We start from the raw sequence: 19,089 nt of genomic DNA, 5'->3' as shown, positions 1-19,089 counted from the left end.
TCCCGGGGGGCGGGGCGCTCCCGCCCGAGCGCCGCCGGGGGGCGGGCGCGGGCCGCCGAAGCGAAGGGGCGCGGACGTGGCGACGACGCCGGGTCGGATCCGATGTCGGTCAACGACGCCATCGTCGCCGCGGTCGACGAGATCACCCGCACCGATCCACGCGGCGACGTGCTGGTGTTCCTGCCCGGCGAGCGCGAAATCCGCGATGCGCACCAGGCGCTGGAGCGGCGCAAGTACCGCGAGACCGAGGTGCTGCCGCTTTACGCGCGGCTCTCGGCCAAGGACCAGGACCGGGTGTTCAACCCCGGCCCGAAGCGGCGCATCGTGCTGACCACCAACGTCGCCGAGACCTCGCTGACGGTGCCGCGCATCCGCTACGTGGTCGATCCCGGCCTTGCGCGCGTCAAGCGCTACAGCCCGCGGCAGAAGCTCGACCGGCTGCACATCGAGCCGGTGTCGCAGGCCAGCGCCAACCAGCGCAAGGGCCGTTGCGGACGCATCGCCGAGGGCGTGTGCTACCGCCTGTACGCCGAGGCCGATTTCCAGTCGCGCCCGGAATTCACCGACCCGGAGATCCGCCGATCCTCGCTGGCCGGGGTGATCCTGCGCATGCTGCAGCTCGGTCTGGGCCGGATCGAGGATTTTCCGTTCCTGGAACCGCCGGACGAACGCGCGGTGGCCGACGGCTGGCAGCAGCTGGCCGAGCTGGGCGCGATCGACGGCGAGCGCAAGCTCACCGCCATCGGCCGGCAGATGGCGCGCTTGCCGGTGGACGTGAAGCTGGCGCGCATGCTGGTGGCCGCGCAGAAGGCCGGCTGCCTGCACGAGATGCTGGTGATCGCCTCCTTCCTCGGCATCCAGGACCCGCGCGAGCGGCCGCCGGAAGCGCGCGAAGCGGCGGACAACGCCCACGCCGCCTTCGCCGACCCGCGCTCGGAGTTCCTCGGCATCCTGCGCCTGTGGGAGGGCTACCGGGTCGCGCATGAGGACCTGACGCAATCGAAGCTGCGCGACTGGTGCGGCCGCCATTTCCTCGGCTTCCTGCGCATGCGCGAATGGCGCGAGTTGCACCGGCAGCTGCGCCTGCTGTGCGAGGAACTGGGCTGGGACAGCGGCAGCGACGGCGCCTTCGGCAAGGCGCTGCTGGCCGCGCCAGCCGCGCTGCCGGCCGGCGGCGATGGCGAAGCGAAGCGCAAGGCCACGCGCGGCGAGCTGCACAAGGCGGCGCGACTGGCGCGCGAAGGCGCCAAGCCGGAGGCGGCGCCGGCTTCCTCCAGCGCAGGCGCAGCCGCCCAAGCGGGCCGGGGGAAACCCGGCTCCGATGCCGCTTCCATTCCCGAGAAGGTCCGCGTCGCCGCCTACCAGGCGCTGCACCGCGCGATCCTCGCCGGCCTGCCGACGCAGATCGGCCACCGCACCGACAAGGGCGATTTCCAGGCGCCGCGCCAGCGCCGTTTCCACCTCTTCCCCGGTTCGGCGCTGTCGAAAAAGCCGCCGCCGTGGGTGCTCAGCGCGACCCTGCTCGACACCCAGCGCGTGTGGGGCCTGACCAACGCCGCCATCGAGCCGGACTGGGCGATCGCCGAACTGCCGCACCTGCTGGCCCGCAAGCATTTCGACCCGCACTGGTCGCGCGCGCAGGGGCAGGTGCTGGCGGCCGAGCAGATCAGCCTGTTCGGGCTGGTGCTGGCGCCGCGCAAGCCGGTGCACTATGGCCGCATCGCGCCGGGCGAAGCGCACGACATTTTCGTGCGGCAGGCGCTGGTCACCGGCGAGATAAATACCCGCGCCGGCTTCGTCGCCGACAACCTCAAGGTGCTGGAGCAGGCGCGCGAGGAAGAAGCCAAGCTGCGCCGCGCCGGCATCGTCGCCGACGAGGACTGGCAGGCGCGCTGGTACCTGGACCGCGTGCCGGCGCAGATCCATTCGGCCAGCGGACTGGACGCGTGGTGGAAGGCGCTGCCGGCCGAGCAGCACCGCGCACTGCGCTGGTCGCTGGCCGACCTGCTGCCGGGCGAGGGCAGCGAACAGGAGCGCTATCCGAAGTACTTTGCGCTGGGCGACGCACGGCTGGCGATGCATTACCGCTTCGAGCCCGGCGCGCAGGACGACGGCGTCACCCTGGATGTGCCGCTGCACCTGCTCAACGCGCTGGACCCGTCGCGGCTGTCGTGGCTGGCGCCGGGCTTCGTCGCCGACAAGGCGGCGGCGCTGATCCGCAGCCTGCCCAAGGCGATGCGCCGCAACTACGTGCCGGCGCCGGATTTCGGCCGCGCCTTCCTCGAGGCCTGGCCGCAGCCCTCGGCCGACGACATCCGCGGCGAGCTGGCGCGGTTCCTGTCCAAGGCCACGGGCGCGGTGGTGGCGGCCACCGATTTCGACGAGACGGCGCTGGAGCCGCACCTGCGCATGAACCTGCGCGTGGCCGACGGCGACGGCAAGCTGCTGGCGATGTCGCGTGACCTTGATGCGCTGCGTGCGCGCTTCGGCGAGCGCGCCGGCCAGGCGTTCGCGGCGCGCGCGGGCAAGGCGCTGGCGGCCGAGGGGCTGCGCGAATTCCCGGCGACGGCCATCCCCGAACAGGTGCCGGGCGAAGCGGGCGTGCCGGCGTATCCGGCGCTGGTCGATACCGGTGACGCTGCAGCGCTGCGCATCTTCGCCGACCGCAACGAAGCACGGCTGGCGCATCCGCGCGGCGTGCGGCGCCTGCTGGAGATCGCCCTGGCCGACAAGGTCAAGCAGGCCCGCAAGCAGTTGCCGGTATCGCCCAAGACCGGGTTGCTGTATGCGGCCATCGAGTCGCAGGAACGATTGCGTGGCGATCTCGTCGACGCCGCCATGAACGCGGTGCTGGCCGATGGACTGGGCGAGATCCGTTCTCCCGACGCGTTCGAACTGCGCCGTGCCGACGCCGGCAAGCGCCTGTTCGGCGAGGCGATGGAGCGGCTGCGGCTGGCCGAGAGCATCCTCGGCCTGGCCGGCGAGCTCAAGCCGCTGCTGGAGGCGCCGTTGATGGGCTGGGCACGCGGCAACCTCGACGACATGGAACGGCAGCTGGCCTCGCTGATCCATGCCGGCTTCCTGCGCGAAACGCCGGCCGATGCGCTGGCGCAGTTCCCGCGCTACCTCAAGGCGATGATCCTGCGCACCGAACGCGCCAAGCGCGATCCGCCGCGCGACCAGGCGCGCATGCTGGAACTCAAGCCCTTCGTCGATGCGCTGGAGGAAGCGAAGAGCCAGGGGCACGCCAGCCGGCCGGAGTGGTCGGCGCTGCGCTGGGATATCGAGGAACTGCGCGTATCGCTGTTCGCGCAGGAACTGGGTTTCCGTTCCGGCATCTCGCCGAAGAAGCTGGCGCAGCGGGTCGCCGCCCTGCGCAGCTGATCGGTTCGCGGGGAATCAGGGCGTCGCCGCGCGGTATTGCTCGACGCAGCGCCGGCGCGCGGCGTTGACCTGCTCGTGGGCGTACGCATGCTCGCGGCTGATCGCCCGGCGCAGGTTGGCCATGCGTGCCTGCAGGGCGTCGCTGCGCTGCGCGTCGGTCGCGTTGCCGAACTGCTCGTTGAGCATCGTCATCTGCTGCTGGTAGGTCGCCACGCGGTCGTTGGACGGGCCATAGATCGACGCGGTCGCGTTGGCGATGCACTCGCGCTCGGCGCTGCGGTCCAGCGCCGCGGCAGGCGCCGGCGCGGCATCGCTCTCGTGCAGCGGAGACGACTCCTGCGGGGCCGATTCCATCATCGGCGGCGGCGACGCGGCCGGGCGCTCGTCGCGCAGTTTCATCGGCTGCGCGCTGGCGTCGCACGGGTGCTCGGAATAAGCGGTCTCCCCGGACTTTCCCTTGCACTTGTAGACCTGGGCCGAAGCGCTGGCCGGCAGCAGGAACAGCAGCGTGAGCAACACGATGGCGGGCATGGCGGGCATGGCGGACCGGGGTGGAATGCGGACGGAGTGCGGGCGCCGCGGCGGGCGGCGGTCGTGGGGCCCGCCGTGGCGGGCGCGGGGCGTCGGGGACTACTTGGTGCGGCGGACCTTGGCGCGGGTGTTGAGCCCTTCGATCTGCAGGTACCACACGCCCATCAGGCCGGGAGTGATCTTCACCCTGGGCGTCTGCTTGCGCACGCCCGCGACGCTGGCGCCATCGGTCTGCTCCCATACCTGGCCGTTGTCCAGGGTGTACTGGCGGCCCTTGGCGAAGCCGCTGAATTCACCGGCCAGGGTGGCCTCGATCGGCTCGCTGGAGCCGAAGTCGAAGAAACCGCGATTCTTCACGATCACTTCCTGGCGGCCTTCCTCGCGCGCCTGCTCGACCGCGCTGGTGGTGGCTTCCCGCACCTTGCCCTGCAACCAGGCGTTGAGCGCGGCCAGTTCGTCGGTGGAGAGCTTGTCCAGGCCGGCGGCCTTGAATTCGGCGGCGGACATCTGCTGCTGCAGGTCGCCTTCGACCACGCGCTGTGCCTGTGCGGCGAAGGCCGGGGCGAGGAGCAGGGCGGCGCTGAGCAGGAGGGAAAGGCGGGACGGCTGCATGGGCGATTGTTCCCGTGGACGGTTGGGCGCTAGTGTAGGGGCATCCGCCTGCGATCGACCGCTGTGAACCGTTCTTCCCTCTCCGGCCTGGATGCCCTGCTGCAACGCCCGTCCTGCGGTGCGCTCTCCGATACCCTGCGGCAGGCCCTGCTCGCCGCCTGGCAGCAGCCCGATACCGACCTGCAGCCGCGGCTGCCGTGGCCGGTGCTGGCCGACACCCTGGATTCGCTGGCGCTGCTGTCCGCCGACGAGGCGGTGATCGTCGCCGCACTGCTGTTCGACCTGCCGGGCCTGCGCGCGCGACAGCCGGAACTGCCACTGGGCAACGCGGCGACCGCGGTGCGCGGCCTGCTGGACGGCCAGGACGCCGCCGACCAGGTATGGGCGCTGCACGCCGGCCGCGACGCCGGCCGCAACAGCGAGGGCCTGCGCCGCCTGCTGCTGTCCATCGTCCACGACCTGCGCGTGGTGCCGGTGCTGCTGGCGCGGCAGCTGGCCTGCATGCGCGCGGCCGACCGCCTGTCCGAGGACGAGCGCCGCGCACTGGCGCAGTTGACCCGCGACATCCATGCGCCGCTGGCCAACCGCCTGGGCATCTGGCAGCTGAAGTGGGAGCTGGAGGACCTGGCGTTCCGCTTCCTCGAACCGGACACCTACCGCCACATCGCGCGCGAGGTCGACGAGACCCGGCTGGCGCGCGAGCGCTACGTCGAGGCGGTCAAGCGCCGCCTGTCCGCGGCGCTGGACGAGAACGGCATCCGCGCCGAGGTCAGCGGCCGGCCCAAGCACATCTACAGCATCTGGCGGAAGATGCAGAAGAAGAAGCTGGCCTTCGACCAGCTCTACGACCTGCGCGCGGTGCGGGTGATGGTGGACGACATCGGCGCCTGCTACGCCACCCTGGGCGTGGTGCATGCGCTTTGGACGCCGATCCCCAGCGAGTTCGACGACTACATCGCCCGGCCCAAGGCCAACGACTACCGCTCGCTGCACACGGCGGTGATCGGCCCGGAGGGGCGCACGATCGAAGTGCAGATCCGCACCCACGAGATGCACGCGCAGGCCGAACTGGGCGTAGCCGCGCACTGGAAGTACAAGGAAGGCGGCAAGGGCGCGGAGAAGGCCTTCGACCGCAAGATCACCTGGATGCGGCAGCTGCTGGAGCAGGCGCAGGACGCGGCCCATCCCGAGGACCTGGCCGGCGCGCTGGATGCCGAGCTGATCGAGGACCGGGTCTACGCGCTCAGCCCCAAGGGCGAGGTGATGGACCTGCCGGCCGGCGCCACGCCGCTGGATTTCGCCTACCACGTGCACACCATGGTCGGGCACCGCTGCCGCGGCGCCAAGGTCAACGGCCGCATCGTGCCGCTGACCTACCGCCTGCGCAGCGGCGACCGCGTCGAGATCATGACCGCCAGGGAGGCCGACCCGCGCCGCGACTGGCTGCTGCCGGCCAACGGCTTCCTCGCCAGCAACCGTTCGCGCGAGAAGGTGCGTACCTGGTTCCACAAGCTCGACCGCGCGCGCAACGTGCAGGCCGGGCGCGAGCTGCTGGAGCGCGAGCTCAAGCGGCTGGGGCTGCAGCAGGCCGACCTGATGGTGGCGGCGAAGCGTTTCCATGCCGACGGCATCGACGACCTGTACATCCAGGTCGCGCTCGGCGACACCGGGCCCAGCCAGGTCAGCCGCGCGCTGCTGGAGGCCGAGAAGGAGAAGAGCCAGCCGGCGCCGGCGACACCGCCGCTGCCGCGGCCGACCGCGCGCCGCGAGGGCATCGGCCGCTCCGATTTCACCGTGCAGGGCGTGGGCAACCTGCTGGTGCAGCTGGCGCGCTGCTGCCAGCCGGTGGCCGGCGAACCCATCGCCGGCTATCTCACCCGCACCCGCGGCGTCACCGTACACCGCGCCGACTGTCCGGCGCTGGCGCGGCTGTCGGCCGCGCATCCCGAGCGCGTGCTGCCGGTGGAGTGGGGGCGCGCGGGTTCCGGTTACGAGGTGGATGTGATGGTCCGCGCGATGGACCGGCGCTGGCTGCTGAAAGACATCACCAACCTGATCGCGCAGGAAGACGCCTACGTGCTCGACATCAACAGCGACCCGCTGCGCGACAGCGGCCGCATGCAACTGCGCCTGCGGCTGAAGGTGAGCGACTACGGCCAGCTGTCCACGCTGCTGGGAAAACTCGACGCCTTGCCGGGCGTGGACGAAGCGCGGCGCATGGGCTGAAGCCTGGCAGCAACGCATCGCGGCATGACGGACTGCTAGGCTGGCCGCATGCACAACCGGCGTCTCCCCCTTCCACGATGGCTGTCGCTGTTCGCCGGCCGCCTGCGCCTGTATGGGCGCTGGTGGGTGGCGCGCGGCTGGGACAGTCCGCGCGCCTGGCGTTCGATCGCCATCGTGGTCGCGGTGCTGGCGCTGCTGTTGGCCCTGTTCCGGCAGCCGCTGGCGAACCTGCTGTGGCCGGAGACGAAGATCCAGCAGTTGCTGGACGATGGGCAGCGGGCATTGCGCCAGGGGCGCCTGACCGCGGCCGATGGCAGCGGCGCGCGCGAACTGTTCGACGCGGCGGCGGCGCTGGACCCGGATCGTGGCGACGTGCGCGATGCCCTGGCCGATACCGGGCGCAAGGCGCTGGAGCAGGCGCGGCAGCAGTTGGAGGCCGGCAACGTGCCCGCCGCGCGTACGGCGCTGGAACTGGCGCGGCAACTGCAGGTACCCCAGGCGCAGCTGGACGCCATCGCCTCGCGCCTGCATCGCCAGGCGCAGGAGCCGGACAGCGTCGACGACCTGCTGCGGCGCGCCGAGGCGGCGCAGGCGCGGGGCCGGCTGGACGATGGCGCGGACAGCGCGTTGCCGCTGTACCAACGGGTGCTGGCGGTGCGGCCCGAACATCTGCAGGCGCTGCAGGGGCGCGACGACGCCCTGTCCGACCTGCTGGCCGCCTCCATGGCGGCGGCGCAGCGGAACGAGACGGAGGCGGCTGCGCGCCTGCTGCACCAGGTGGAAAGCTATGACGCCGGCCACGCCGAACTGCCTGCCGCCCGCGCCGCGCTGAACATGGCCCTGGACCGCCGCCGCGGCCAGGCCGCGCGCGATCTGGCGCGCGGGCGCCTGCGCCAGGCTGCGGAGGGATACGCGCAGGTGCTGGCGGTGGGGGACGACCCGGCGGCGCGGCAGGGGCTGCAGCGGGTCGCGCGGGCGTGGGCCGGCGAAGCCGCGCGGCTGGCCGGTGATTTCCACTTCGAACAGGCCGGGCAGGCGCTGGAACAGGCGCGCGCGCTGGCGCCGGACATTCCCGAGGTCGCGGCCGCCGCGCAGGCGCTGCAGCGCGCGCAGGGCGCGCGGCAGGCGCTGGAAACCCGGATGCCGGCAGCCGAGCGCGAGCGCAGGCTGCATGCGCTGCTTGCGCAGGTGGAAAGCGCCGCGGCGCAGGGGCAATGGTTGCTGCCGCCGGGCGCCAGCGCCTACGACCGCTTCAAGGCCGCACAGGCGCTTGCGCCCCGCGACGCACGGGTGAAGCAGGCCGGCGCCCGCATCCTGCCAGCCGCGCGCCACTGCCTGGACGGCAACCTGCAGGGCAACCGCCTGCAGGCCGCGCGGACCTGCCTGGACGCCTGGCAGGCGCTGGCGCCGGGCGATCCGCTGCTGCCGGCCGCGCGGCGCCGGCTGGCGCAGCGCTGGCTGGCGGTCGGCAGCGAACGGCTGGGCGCTGGCGACGTCGCCTTCGCCAGCCGCGCGCTGGAACAGGCGCGCGAACTCGATGCGGCGACTCCGGAGCTGCCGGCATTCGCCGAGCGGCTGGGCAATGCGAAGCGCTAGGAGCGCGGTGGACGGGAAACCGTAACCAGCAAAGGCGGCCGTCGTGCGCTGCGACCTTCGCTGGTTTTACGCCTCGGCGCGGCTGCCCCTGGAAACGCTTGGCCGCGCACCCGCACGGCACCCATCCCACGGCCGGGCAATGCGAAACGTCAGCGACGCGGCTGCCAGGAACCAGGGAGGGCAGCAAGCCGCACGGCAGCGGCTGTCGCCTCTGCTGGCTTCCAGCCCCTATTCACTGCGTTCCGGCTCCAGAAACACCCGCGCCACGGTCGCGCGTGCGGCATCCATCGAGAAGTGATGGGCGATGTTGCGCAGGCCGTTGGCCGACAGCCGCCGCCACAGGGCCTCATCGTCGTGCAGCCGCACCACCGCATCGGCGAAGGCTTCGGCGCTGTCGGCGACCAGTACGTCCTGGCCGTCGCGCAGGTGCATGCCTTCTGCCGCGCAATGCGTGCCCACCACCGGCTGGCCGTGGGCCATGCTCAGGTTGATCTTGCCCTTGACCCCGGCGCCGAAGCGCAGCGGCGCCACCGCGATGCGGCCGCCGGCCATCCACGGCACCACGTCGGGCACGTAGCCGTGCACCTGCACGCCGGGCTGCGTGGCCGCCAGCGCCTGCAGGCTGTCGGGCACGTCGGCGCCGATGCAGTGGAAGCGGACCTGCGGCAGGCGTTGCCGGATCAGCGGGAACACCTCGCCGATGAACCACTGCATCGCATCCAGGTTCGGCGGGTGGCGGAAGCCGCCGACGAACACCAGGTCGTGCCGCTGCGCCCAGTCCAGGCCCTGCCCGGCGACCTCGTGCAGGTTGGACAGCAGCTCCACCCGCACCCGCGGCGCGTCGATGGCCAGCTGCTCCTTCTCCGCCGCGCTGACCAGCAGGGTGACATCGGTCGCGGCCATCACCGCCAGTTCGCTGGCGCGGGTGCGCTCGGCGCTGCGCGCCAGGCGCGGATCGCCGGCCAGCTCGGCGCCGCGGCGTTCGCGCAGGTAGTGCAGGTCCACCGTGTCGAACACGGTGCGCGCCTGCGGTGCATCGCGCCGCAGCAGCGGCAGGCACTCGTGGGCGACGTGGTGGCGCACCAGCATCGCCACCTGGAAGCGGCGGCCGTGCGCGCGCAGCCATGCGCCCACGCTCTTCATCCACGGCGCGTGCCACACCTCCACGCCCAGCGCCTGCAGCGCTTCGGTGGCCGCGCCGCCGTGTTCGCCGCGGGTCGGCAGGAACGCCACGTGCGCGCCGCCGGCCAGCAGCATGCGGATCAGGTTGAACTGGCGCAGCGAGGCCGAGTCGCGGTCCGGGCGCGGCACCGCTTCGTCGATGATCAGCACCTGCCGCTGGCCACGGTGCAGCAGCGCGGGACCGGGCACGCTGCCGGCCGGCAGCTGCAGCGCCAGCGCGGTACGCCACTTGTCGGCGAACACCGACTGGTTGCGGACCTGCCAGGCCTTGATGCCGCTGCCGGTATCGGTGCCGTTGCTGGTGCCCTCGTCGTGCACGACGCGGCTGGCCGGCTGCACCAGCACGCGGCGGCCGGCGGCGCGCACCTTGAACGCCAGGTCGGTGTCCTCGTAGTAGGCCGGCGCATAGCGCGTGTCCAGCCCGCCGAGTTCCTCGAACAGGGCGCGGGGAACGGCCAGCGCCGCGCCGGAGCAGTAATCGGTGTCGCGCAGGCTGGCGTAGCGCGGGTCCTCGGCCGATTCGAAGCGGCCATAGCTCCAGCAGCTGCCGTCGTCGAACGCGATGCCGCCCGACTCCTGCAGGCGGCCGTCCGGGTACAGCAGCTGGGCGCCGACCAGGCCGGCCTCCGGGACCCGCGCGAAGGTATCCAGCAGGGCGTCCAGCCAGCCCGGCTGCGGCACGGTGTCGTTGTTCAGCAGCACCGCGTACTGGCCGCGCGCCAGCCGCAGGCCGTCGTTGCAGGCGGCGATGAAGCCGCCGTTCTCCGCGCGGCGGTGGTAGCGCAGGCCTTCGACCTGTGCCATCCAGTCGCCGGTCTCGTCGCCGCTGCCGTCGTCGATCACCAGGATCTCGCAGGCCGCCGCCGGCGGATGCGCACTCAGCGCGCGCAGGCAGGCCAGCGTATGCCGGGCATGGTTGTAGACCGGGATGATGATGCTGGCCACCGGTTCATCGCTGGCGGGAACGGCGAAGGGCGCGAACGGGGTGTCCGCCGGTACGAACAGCGGTTCGCGCCGGGGTGGCGGTTGCCGCCGCAGGTGCACGCCGACGCGCTGCAGGGTCGCGCGCCAGCCGCGGGTGTGCAGGCTGGCCAGGCCGCGGCGGATCAGGCCGACGATGCGGGCGAGGTGGTAACGCGCATCGGCGGGGGACATCGACATTCGGTTGCAACTCCAGCTTAAGCAGGTGGGGGCCGGCAACCGTGCCGCGGCACGAGGCTGCGTTAGACTCGCCTGAACCTACATTCTCGCATCCCCGTGCCGCGACGCTACGATTCCGACGAACTGGACGACGATTCCGACGATCCCGGCATGCCCTGGCGCAGCCGGCTGATCACCTGGGGCCTGGCGGCAGCGGCCCTGGGCCTGGGCTTCCTGATTCCCTACACGCTGTACCTGAACTCCCAGGTGACCCAGCGCTTCGGCGAACTGCGCTGGCAGATCCCGACCCGCGTCTACGCGCGGCCGCTGGTGCTGGCGCCGGGGCTGGCGATGGACGCCAATACGCTCAAGACCGAACTGGCAGCCTCGGCCTACCGCGACGACGGCGTCGGCAGGAGCCCGGGCACCTACCGCCTGCAGGACGGCCGCTTCACCATTTCCAGCCGCGGCTATGTCGATGTGGACGGGCGGGTGGCGCCGCGCCAGGTCGAGGCGGTCGTCTCCGGCGGGCAGGTGGCGTCGCTGCGCGACGGTGCCGAACGCAAGGCGCTGAAGGCCGCGCGGCTGGATCCGGCGCGCATCGCCACGCTGTACGGGCAGAAGCAGGAGGAGCGGCGGCTGGTGCGCATCGCCGAAACCCCGGAACTGCTGGTCACCGGCCTGCAGGCGGTGGAGGACAAGGATTTCAACAGCCACCACGGCATCGACCTGAGCGGCATCGCGCGCGCGGTCTGGGTGACGGTGCGCTCCGGCGGCAAGGTCCGGCAGGGCGCCAGCACGCTGACCCAGCAGCTGGCGCGCAGCGGCCTGCTCGGCATCGGCAAGGAACAGACCGTCACCCGCAAGTTCAACGAGGTGCTGTACGCGCTGATCATGGAAGCGCGCTACGACAAGCCGGTGATCCTGGAGGCCTACCTCAACCAGGTCTACCTCGGGCAGCGCGGCAGCCAGGCCATCCATGGCGTGGCCTCGGGCGCCGAGTTCTGGTTCGGGCGCGACCTCAATGCGCTGACCACCGAACAGGTGGCGCTGCTGATCGGGCTGGTGAAGGGGCCGTCCTATTACGACCCGCGGCGCAATCCCGAGCGCGCGCTGGACCGGCGCGATTTCGTGCTCGGCAAGCTGCACGAGAACGGGCTGATCGACGAGGCCGAATACCAGCGTGCGCTGAAGGCGCCACTGGGCGTGCCGAAGGTGCCGGGGCTGGTCGCGGCCAACCGTTTTCCCGCCTACATCGACCTGGTGCGCCGCCAGCTCGGCCACGACTATCCGGAAAGCACCCTGCAGGGCGCCGGCCTGAACGTCTTCACCGGCATGTCGCCTTCGGCCCAGGCCTATGCCGAGGGCGCGGTGGCGCATACCGTCAAGTCGCTGGAGAGCAAGCGCCGGCCGGAGCTGCAGGCCGGCATGGTGCTGACCGACGTGCACAACGGCGACGTGCTGGCGGTGGTCGGCAGCCGCGACGTGGCCGAACCGGGCTTCAACCGCGCCATCGATGCGCAGCGTCCGGTCGGCTCGCTGCTCAAGCCGTTCGTCTACCTGTTGGCGCTGGCGCAGCCGGACCGCTGGTCGCTGGCCTCGTGGGTCGAGGACACACCGGTCACGGTGCAGCTCAGCCGCGGGCGCAACTGGACCCCGGGCAACGCCGACAACCGCAGCCATGGCACGGTGCGCCTGATCGACGCGCTGGCCCGTTCCTACAACCAGGCCACGGTGCGGGTCGGCATGCAGGTCGGGCCGGAGCGGGTGACCCAGCTGATCCACGTGCTGGCCGGGCTCAAGGCCGAGGCCAATCCGGCGGTGATCCTGGGCTCGACCGACCAGAGCCCTTACGGCATGGCACAGCTGTACCAGTTCCTGGCCTCCGGCGGCGAAATCCAGCCGCTGCACGCGGTGCGCGGCGTGGTCGATGCCCAGGGCAAGCTGCTCAAGCGTTATGACAAGACCCCGGCACCGGCGCAGGAGGGCGATTCCATCGCCGCCAACCTGATCAGCGTGGCGCTGCAGCAGGTGGTGGCCAGCGGCACCGCGGCCGGGCTCAATGCCGATGGCCTGGGCCGGCTGCAGCCGGCCGGCAAGACCGGCACCACCAACGATGGCCGCGACAGCTGGTACGCCGGCTATACCGGCGACCACCTGGCGGTGATCTGGATGGGCAACGACCAGAACGAGCAGGCCGGCCTGTACGGCGCGACGGCTTCGATGCGGGTGTGGGCGGGCATCTTCCGCAACCTGCCGAGCCGGCCGCTGCGCGTGAGCAGCAAGGGCCTGGACTGGCAGTACGTGGCCGCCGAGGGCAACAGCAGCACCGACGAAGGCTGCCCCGGTGCGCGCCGCTTCCCGTTCGTCGCCGGTTTCGCCCCGGGTTACGTGCCCTGCGCGCCGCAGGCGGCGCCGGAAGAAGAAGCGCAGGAAGGCGGCGGCTGGCGCAGCTGGTTCGGGCTGGACCGCAAGGAACCGGCGCCGGCGTCCAGCACGCCTTCAGACGCGCCTGCGCGATAATGCCGGCATGAACAGCATGCTTCCGATCCACCGCGCACTGGCCGTCCTGGCCGTTTCCCTCGCCCTTGCCGCCTGCACCAGCACGCCGCCCCCGCCGCCGCCGGTGGTCGATACGACCACGCCCGCGCAGCGCATGGCCGCGGTGCTCACCGCCGCCGGTGCCGACGACAAGGAAGTGTCGGTGCAGCCGGTGCGCGATCCGCAGGTGGACGACCTGCGCGAGATCGCCGGCGAGCGCCGCGATGCCGGCGACCTGGCCGGTGCCGCCGATGCGCTGAACCAGGCGCTGCTGCTGGTCGAGGACGACCCGGGCATCCTGCAGGAGCGCGCCGAGATCGCGCTGCTGCAGGGCGACTGGAGCCGCGCCGAGACGCTGGCGCGCAAGGCGGTCTCGCTGGGTTCGCGTACCGGCCCGCTGTGCCGCCGCCATTGGGCCACCATCGAGCAGGCGCACCTGGCCCGCGCCGAGAAGGAAAACGCCGCCTCGGCACATGCGCAGATCGAAGGCTGCACGGTGCCCGGGATCAAGCGGTATTGAGGGCAGGGCCGTCCCCGCCTTTTTCCACGGATTCCGATGTCGTTAGCAACCGCCAGCCGTGAAGCCCTCAGCGAGGGCGGGGCGCTCGCGCGGCAACTGGACGCCTTCACCCCGCGTGCGGCGCAGCTGCGGCTGGCCGAGGCCATCGCCGACGCGTTCCAGCAGCGCGACGTATTGCTTGCCGAGGCCGGCACCGGCACCGGCAAGACCTTCGCCTACCTGGTGCCGGCGCTGCTGTCCGGGCTGAAGACCATCGTCAGCACCGGTACCCGCGCGCTGCAGGACCAGCTCTACCACCGCGACCTGCCGCGCGTGCGCGCCGCGCTCGGCGTCGGCCACCGCAGCGCGCTGCTCAAGGGCCGCGCCAACTACCTGTGCCGCTACCGGTTGGACCAGGCGCGCGGCGAGCCGCGTTTCGCCTCGCCCGAACAGGCGGCGCAGTTCCAGCGCATCGTCGCCTGGGCCGGCCGCACGAAACATGGCGACGTGGCCGAACTGGACGGGCTGGCCGACGACTCGCCGCTGCTGCCGATGGTCACCTCCACCGTCGACAACTGCCTGGGCAGCGATTGCCCGTTCTGGGGCGACTGCTGCGTGGTGCAGGCGCGGCAACGCGCGCAGGAGGCCGACCTGGTCGTGGTCAACCACCACCTGCTGCTGGCCGACCTGGCGCTCAAGCAGGAAGGCTTCGGCGAAATCCTGCCGGGCGCGCAGGCATTCGTGATCGACGAGGCGCACCAGCTGCCGGAACTGGCGGCCAATTTCTTCGGCGAGGGCTTCGGCATGCGCCCTTGGCAGGAGCTGGCGCGCGACTGCCTGGCCGAATGCCGCGGCGTGGCCGGCGCGCAACCGGCACTGCAGCAGCCCGTGGCCACGCTGGAAATGGCGCTGCGGCAGTTGCGCGCGGCGATGGAACAGCTGCCGCCGCGCGGCACGCAATGGCGCGCGCTGGCGGTACCGGACGTGGCCGACGGATTCGACGTGCTGGCCGCGGCGCTGGCGCAGCTGCGCGATGCGCTGGCCGGCGTGCGCGAGACCTCGCCGGGCCTGGATGCCTGCCACGCGCGCGCCTGCGAAGGCGTGGCGCGGCTGGCACGCTGGCTGGGCGAGGACGCGCCGCTGCCCGATTTCGAGAGCGATGACGCCAGCGCGGCCGGCGACGGCAACGACGTGCTCTGGTACGAACTGACCCAGCGCGGTTTCCGCTGCCAGCGCACGCCGCTGGACGTTTCCGGGCCGCTGCGCGAACACCGCCAGCGCTCGCTGGCCGCCTGGGTGTTCACCTCGGCCACGCTCACCGTCGATGGCGCCTTCGACCATCTGGCCGCGCGCCTGGGCCTGGATGATCCGGACACGCTGGTCCAGCCCAGCCCGTTCGACTGGCCGGTGCAGGCGCTGTGCTACCTGCCCAAGCAGCTGCCCGATCCGGCTGCGCGCGGTTTCGGCGCCGCGCTGATCGCCACCCTGCGGCCGGTGCTGGAAGCCTCGCAGGGCCGCGCCTTCCTGCTGTTCGCCTCGCACCGCGCGCTGCGCGAGGCCGCCGACGCGCTGCGCGGCGGGCCGTGGCCGCTGTTCGTGCAGGGCGAGGCGCCGCGTGCCAGCCTGCTGCAGCGGTTCCGCGATTCGGGCAATGGCGTGCTGCTCGGCTCGGCCAGTTTCCGCGAAGGCGTGGACGTGGCCGGCGACGCGCTGAGCGTGGTGGTGATCGACAAGCTGCCCTTCGCCGCGCCGGACGATCCGGTGTACGAGGCGCGGCTGGACGCGATCCGCCGCGAGGGCGGCAACCCGTTCCGCGACGAACAGCTGCCGCAGGCGGTGATCGCGCTCAAGCAGGGCGTGGGCCGGCTGATCCGCAGCGAAACCGACCGCGGCGTGCTGGTGCTGTGCGACCCGCGCCTGCTCAGCCGCGGCTACGGGCGCGTGTTCCTGGATTCGCTGCCGCCGTTCCGCCGCACCCGCGAGCTGGCCGATGTGCAGGCGTTCTTTGCGCGACAATGGCAGCCCGATGCCGACGCGCCGGCCGTGGAAACCGCCATGCCGTCCTCTCCCGACCCCGATGTGACCCCATGAAGCTGCTCGCCCTGGAAACCGCCACCGAAGCCTGTTCCGTCGCCCTGCATGTCGATGGGCAGGTGCTGGAACGCTTCGAGATCGCGCCGCGCCGGCATGCGGAACTGACGCTGCCGTGGGCGGAGCAACTGCTGGCCGAAGCCGGCATCGCCCGCGCGCAGCTGGACGCCATCGCCCTGGGGCGCGGCCCCGGCGCCTTCACCGGCGTGCGCCTGGCCATCGCCATCGCCCAGGGCATCGCGCTGGCGCTGGATCGGCCGCTGCTGCCGGTGTCCACCCTGCAGGTGCTGGCGATGCGGGCGCCGGACGATGCCACGCACGTGCTGGCCTGCATCGACGCGCGCATGGGCGAGGTCTACGCCGCGCGCTGCGTGCGCGGTGCCGATGGCGTGATGCAGGGGCAGGGCGCCGAAGCGGTGATCGCACCGGACGCGCTGCAACTGCCCGAGGACGGCAGCCGCTGGGCGGGCGTGGGCACCGGTTTCGGCGCAGCGGACGGCCTGCTCGCCACGCGCCTGCAGGCCCGGTTGTCGTCGCTCGACGCGCAGGCGCTGCCGCGCGCATCGGACGTGCTGAAGATCGCCGTACCGGCCTTTGCCCGCGGCGAGGGCATCGCCCCGGAGCTTGTGCAGCCGGCCTACCTGCGCGACAACGTCGCGCTCACCCTGATCGAACAGCAGGCGCTGCGCGCCTCGCGTTGAGGCAATGCGTTGGCGGAAACGCCCGTGCATTCGCAGGAGCGTCCTTCAGTGCGCGATGGAGCTTCCTGTACATGGATGCGCGGGCTGTTGCGGAGGGAGCCGTATGACGGTTTTTCCGCGCACTGAAGGACGCTGCTGCGAGAGCTGCCTCAATCCAGCATCGAATTGAGTCGCCCGATCATCGCGTTGTCATGACGGATGCCCTGCGGCGTTTCCGCTGGCCGTGGCGCGGCCGCGTCGGCATCGCGCAGTTCGGCGTGCAACCCGCTGCCGGGCGTATAGATCGGCGCGGCCACCTCAAAGCCCTGCGTGGGGAATGCGCCGAACAACGCGCGATGCAGCTGGATCGCATCCAGCAGGGTCAGCGCCGGCCCGGGGTGCACGCCGTCGGCGTCGTGCCAGGCAAGCGAGCCGGCTTCGCCGGACAGCCGGCGCAGGCTTTCTGAAATCTCGACATAGCCGATGCCGGCCTGCGTGGCGGCGGCGCGTTCGTTCCCGACAATCGCCGCCGAGGCGCGGGGATGGGACTGGTAGCTGCCCAGCAGCAGCACCCGCGCGCCGGCTTCGCGACCGGCCCGGGCCAGCGTCCGCACCGCCTGCCGGGACTGTCGGCAGGCATCCTCGTCGGGCAGGCACATCAGGTCGCCACCGCGTTCCTGCAGGACGAGCACCGCCGGCCTGTAACTGGCCAGCGCCCGTTGCACGGAGCCATCGGCCACGCGCTGGGCAAGCGTGGCGCCGCCCTGCACGATCATCGCACTGCGGACATCGTGCCCGTTGGCCTTGGCCATCGCGGCGAAGGTGGCCGGCAGGTTGCCGACATAGGTCAGGCTGTTGCCGACGAACAGGATGCGTTGCGGAGAGGCCGGCTCCAGCGCCAACGTGGGCATGCATGCAAGGAGCAGGGACAACAGCAGCATCCATCGACGCATGGGTTCGATCCGCCTGGAGTGTGCTGCTGTGACCGGCCTACCAGTCGATGGTTCCGCGGATCACCGTCTGTACCTGCCCGCCGGACCATACGTCGCCGCGTTCGTCGATGCGCAGCTCCAGCAGCGCGTCGTGGCCGACTTCGCGGCCCTGGCTGGTGGTGTAGCGCCTGTCGCTGCCGGGCAGGGCGCCGCGTTCGTCCAGCCACGCGGCGAGCACCGCATTGGCCGCGCCGGAGGCGGCGTCCTCGAAGCGGCGGCCGTTGCCGACGAAGGCGCGCACCGCCAGGTCGTGGGACTGGCCGCCGCTGCGCGCGTAGGCGAACACGCCCATCGCGCCGGTGGCCTCGGCCAGCGTGGCGATGGCGTCCCAGTCGGGAACGAGGGCGCGCAGCGTGGCTTCGTCGGCCAGTTCCACCAGCCACCAGCGGCGGCCGCCGTCCATCAGCACCGGCGGCAGCGCGCCGAGCGTCCAGCCAGCGATGGCCGGGCGCAGGCGCGGGTCGTCCGCGTCCACAACCTCCGCCACCGATGCGCGCGGGGTGCGGATGGCGATGCGGCGCACGCCGTCGGTTTCGTCGACGCGCAGCGGCAGCTGGCCGGCGATGCCGTCCTGCACCAGCAGGCCGTCGACCGGTTCGGCCAGGCCGCATTCCAGTACCGCATGCGCGCTGCCGACGCTGGGATGGCCGGCGAAAGGCACTTCCTTCTGCGGCGCGAACATGCGGGTGCGGTAGCTGCTGCCCGGTGCGGTGGGCGCGAACACGAAGGTGGTTTCCGGCAGGCGGGTCCAGCGGGCGATGGCCTGCATGGCGGCATCGTCCAGGCCGTCGGCGTCGAGCACCACGGCCAGCGGGTTGCCGGTGCCGGGGCGCGGGGCGAAGACGTCCAGTTGCAGGAAGCGGCGGGTGGTCATGGGGAATTCCATCGGATGTGGGAGATAGGTGCAGGAGCGAACGTCAGCGCGCGATGGGCTGTCATGCGGATCCCTCCGCGACAGCCCGCACATCCCTGTGCGGGGATTTAAAAGGAAGGCTCCATCGCGCACCGAAGTGCGCTCCTACGGGGCAATGCAAGGGCTGTTACCAGTCGAGATGGCCGTCGATGACCGGCTGCACTTCGCCGCCGATCCAGACATGGCCGTCGGCGTCGATCTGCACGTGAACCTCGCCGTTGCGGCCGCGCTCGCGGCCCTGGCTGGCGCGGTACTGCTGCCCCGGCGCGAGCCGGCCCTGTGCGAGCAGGTGCGCGGCGACCAGCGCGTTGGCGCTGCCGGTCACCGGGTCTTCGTCGATGCCCACGCCCGGGGCGAAGGCGCGCACCACGTACTGGTAGCCGACATCGGGTCGTGCCGCGGCGGCGAACACGGCGAGCTTGCCGTTGCCGGGCAGGGCGGCGATGGCGGCCAGCTCGGGCCGGTAGCGGCGCAGCGCGGTTTCGTCGGCCGCTTCCAGCAGCCACCAGTCCGGGCCGTTGTTCCACAGCGCCGGTTCCGCGTCCGGGCGCGCCAGCGCGGCCAGGCCGGGCGGCAGGTCCGGCGCGGCGATGTCGCGGCGTACGGCCTGCGGGCTGCGCACGTGCAGCAGGCGGAAGCGGCCGCCGCCCAGCACGCGCCCCCGCCGCCGGCCGGCGGCGCCTTGCTGTACCAGCTGGCGCC

General features: G+C 72.0%; 13 protein-coding genes. 7 read left to right on the top strand and 6 right to left on the bottom strand.

Annotation, left to right across the window (positions count from 1 at the left end):
* The first annotated feature begins 120 nt into the window (after nt 1–120).
* Nucleotides 121–3,384 carry a DUF3418 domain-containing protein gene (locus tag QMX80_RS12880; RefSeq protein WP_282277451.1) on the top strand — a complete coding sequence of 1,088 codons (3,264 nt, stop codon included), beginning with the start codon at nt 121–123 and terminating at the stop codon, nt 3,382–3,384.
* A gap of 15 nt (nt 3,385–3,399) precedes the next feature.
* Here QMX80_RS12880 and QMX80_RS12875 read toward each other — a convergent pair whose 3' ends face one another.
* A complete protein-coding gene (locus tag QMX80_RS12875; protein WP_282277449.1) occupies nt 3,400–3,915 on the bottom strand; it encodes a DUF4124 domain-containing protein in 516 nt (171 codons plus the stop codon).
* Between the two features lie 99 nt (nt 3,916–4,014).
* Nucleotides 4,015–4,527, bottom strand: a complete 513-nt coding sequence (locus tag QMX80_RS12870) for a hypothetical protein (protein ID WP_055768028.1) — start codon at nt 4,525–4,527, stop codon at nt 4,015–4,017.
* Nucleotides 4,528–4,590: 63 nt separating this feature from the next.
* On the opposite strand from QMX80_RS12870, the gene QMX80_RS12865 reads away from it, so the two are divergent.
* A complete protein-coding gene (locus QMX80_RS12865) occupies nt 4,591–6,753 on the top strand; it encodes a bifunctional (p)ppGpp synthetase/guanosine-3',5'-bis(diphosphate) 3'-pyrophosphohydrolase (RefSeq protein WP_282277448.1) in 2,163 nt (720 codons plus the stop codon).
* 48 nt (nt 6,754–6,801) lie between these two features.
* The gene (locus tag QMX80_RS12860; RefSeq protein ID WP_282277447.1) at nt 6,802–8,349 is read left to right on the top strand and encodes a hypothetical protein; all 1,548 of its coding nucleotides are present in this window, start codon (nt 6,802–6,804) and stop codon (nt 8,347–8,349) included.
* 228 nt (nt 8,350–8,577) lie between these two features.
* On the opposite strand, the gene QMX80_RS12855 is transcribed toward QMX80_RS12860, so the two are convergent.
* Nucleotides 8,578–10,692, bottom strand: coding sequence for a glycosyltransferase (locus QMX80_RS12855; RefSeq protein ID WP_282277446.1), 2,115 nt, complete (start codon nt 10,690–10,692; stop codon nt 8,578–8,580).
* A 96-nt stretch (nt 10,693–10,788) separates the two neighbouring features.
* Here QMX80_RS12855 and mrcB point away from each other — a divergent pair, with 96 nt between their 5' ends.
* From mrcB to tsaB, 4 genes are read left to right on the top strand one after another with little or no spacing between them, the layout of a single operon-like run.
* Entirely contained in the window at nt 10,789–13,194 is a 2,406-nt protein-coding gene (gene mrcB / locus QMX80_RS12850) for a penicillin-binding protein 1B (protein ID WP_282277445.1), read from the top strand.
* 16 nt (nt 13,195–13,210) lie between these two features.
* A complete protein-coding gene (locus tag QMX80_RS12845; RefSeq protein WP_055768516.1) occupies nt 13,211–13,732 on the top strand; it encodes a hypothetical protein in 522 nt (173 codons plus the stop codon).
* Between the two features lie 36 nt (nt 13,733–13,768).
* Nucleotides 13,769–15,802 carry an ATP-dependent DNA helicase gene (locus QMX80_RS12840; RefSeq protein ID WP_282277444.1) on the top strand — a complete coding sequence of 678 codons (2,034 nt, stop codon included), beginning with the start codon at nt 13,769–13,771 and terminating at the stop codon, nt 15,800–15,802.
* Nucleotides 15,799–16,503: a tRNA (adenosine(37)-N6)-threonylcarbamoyltransferase complex dimerization subunit type 1 TsaB gene (gene tsaB / locus QMX80_RS12835; RefSeq protein ID WP_282277443.1), complete on the top strand. Its 705-nt coding sequence runs from the start codon at nt 15,799–15,801 to the stop codon at nt 16,501–16,503. Before QMX80_RS12840 ends, tsaB begins: the two co-directional genes overlap by 4 nt.
* Before the next feature lie 149 nt (nt 16,504–16,652).
* On the opposite strand, the gene QMX80_RS12830 is transcribed toward tsaB, so the two are convergent.
* The 3 genes from QMX80_RS12830 to QMX80_RS12820 all read right to left on the bottom strand — a co-directional run.
* Nucleotides 16,653–17,435: an SGNH/GDSL hydrolase family protein gene (locus QMX80_RS12830; protein ID WP_282277441.1), complete on the bottom strand. Its 783-nt coding sequence runs from the start codon at nt 17,433–17,435 to the stop codon at nt 16,653–16,655.
* A 37-nt stretch (nt 17,436–17,472) separates the two neighbouring features.
* Nucleotides 17,473–18,348 (bottom strand): PhzF family phenazine biosynthesis protein, encoded by an 876-nt coding sequence (locus QMX80_RS12825; protein WP_282277440.1) that lies wholly within the window; start codon nt 18,346–18,348, stop codon nt 17,473–17,475.
* A gap of 166 nt (nt 18,349–18,514) precedes the next feature.
* The coding region (locus QMX80_RS12820) for a PhzF family phenazine biosynthesis protein (protein WP_282277439.1) at nt 18,515–19,089 on the bottom strand (575 nt) is incomplete at its 5' end.

It is taken from the genome of Stenotrophomonas sp. PS02297, assembly GCF_029959705.1.
GTDB lineage: Bacteria > Pseudomonadota > Gammaproteobacteria > Xanthomonadales > Xanthomonadaceae > Stenotrophomonas > Stenotrophomonas nitritireducens.
Note: the sequence above shows the minus strand (reverse complement) of the source record. Positions and strands in the feature narration are given on the sequence as shown.

Excerpts from the sequence above, each read along its gene's own strand:
- QMX80_RS12875 (WP_282277449.1), bottom strand. The coding sequence starts at position 3,915 with ATGCCCGCCATCGTGTTGCTCACGCTGCTGTTCCTGCTGCCGGCCAGC.
- QMX80_RS12870 (WP_055768028.1), bottom strand. The coding sequence starts at position 4,527 with ATGCAGCCGTCCCGCCTTTCCCTCCTGCTCAGCGCCGCCCTGCTCCTC.
- QMX80_RS12860 (WP_282277447.1), top strand. The coding sequence starts at position 6,802 with ATGCACAACCGGCGTCTCCCCCTTCCACGATGGCTGTCGCTGTTCGCC.
- QMX80_RS12855 (WP_282277446.1), bottom strand. The coding sequence starts at position 10,692 with ATGTCGATGTCCCCCGCCGATGCGCGTTACCACCTCGCCCGCATCGTC.
- QMX80_RS12845 (WP_055768516.1), top strand. The coding sequence starts at position 13,211 with ATGCTTCCGATCCACCGCGCACTGGCCGTCCTGGCCGTTTCCCTCGCC.
- QMX80_RS12840 (WP_282277444.1), top strand. The coding sequence starts at position 13,769 with ATGTCGTTAGCAACCGCCAGCCGTGAAGCCCTCAGCGAGGGCGGGGCG.
- tsaB (WP_282277443.1), top strand. The coding sequence starts at position 15,799 with ATGAAGCTGCTCGCCCTGGAAACCGCCACCGAAGCCTGTTCCGTCGCC.
- QMX80_RS12830 (WP_282277441.1), bottom strand. The coding sequence starts at position 17,435 with ATGCGTCGATGGATGCTGCTGTTGTCCCTGCTCCTTGCATGCATGCCC.
- QMX80_RS12825 (WP_282277440.1), bottom strand. The coding sequence starts at position 18,348 with ATGACCACCCGCCGCTTCCTGCAACTGGACGTCTTCGCCCCGCGCCCC.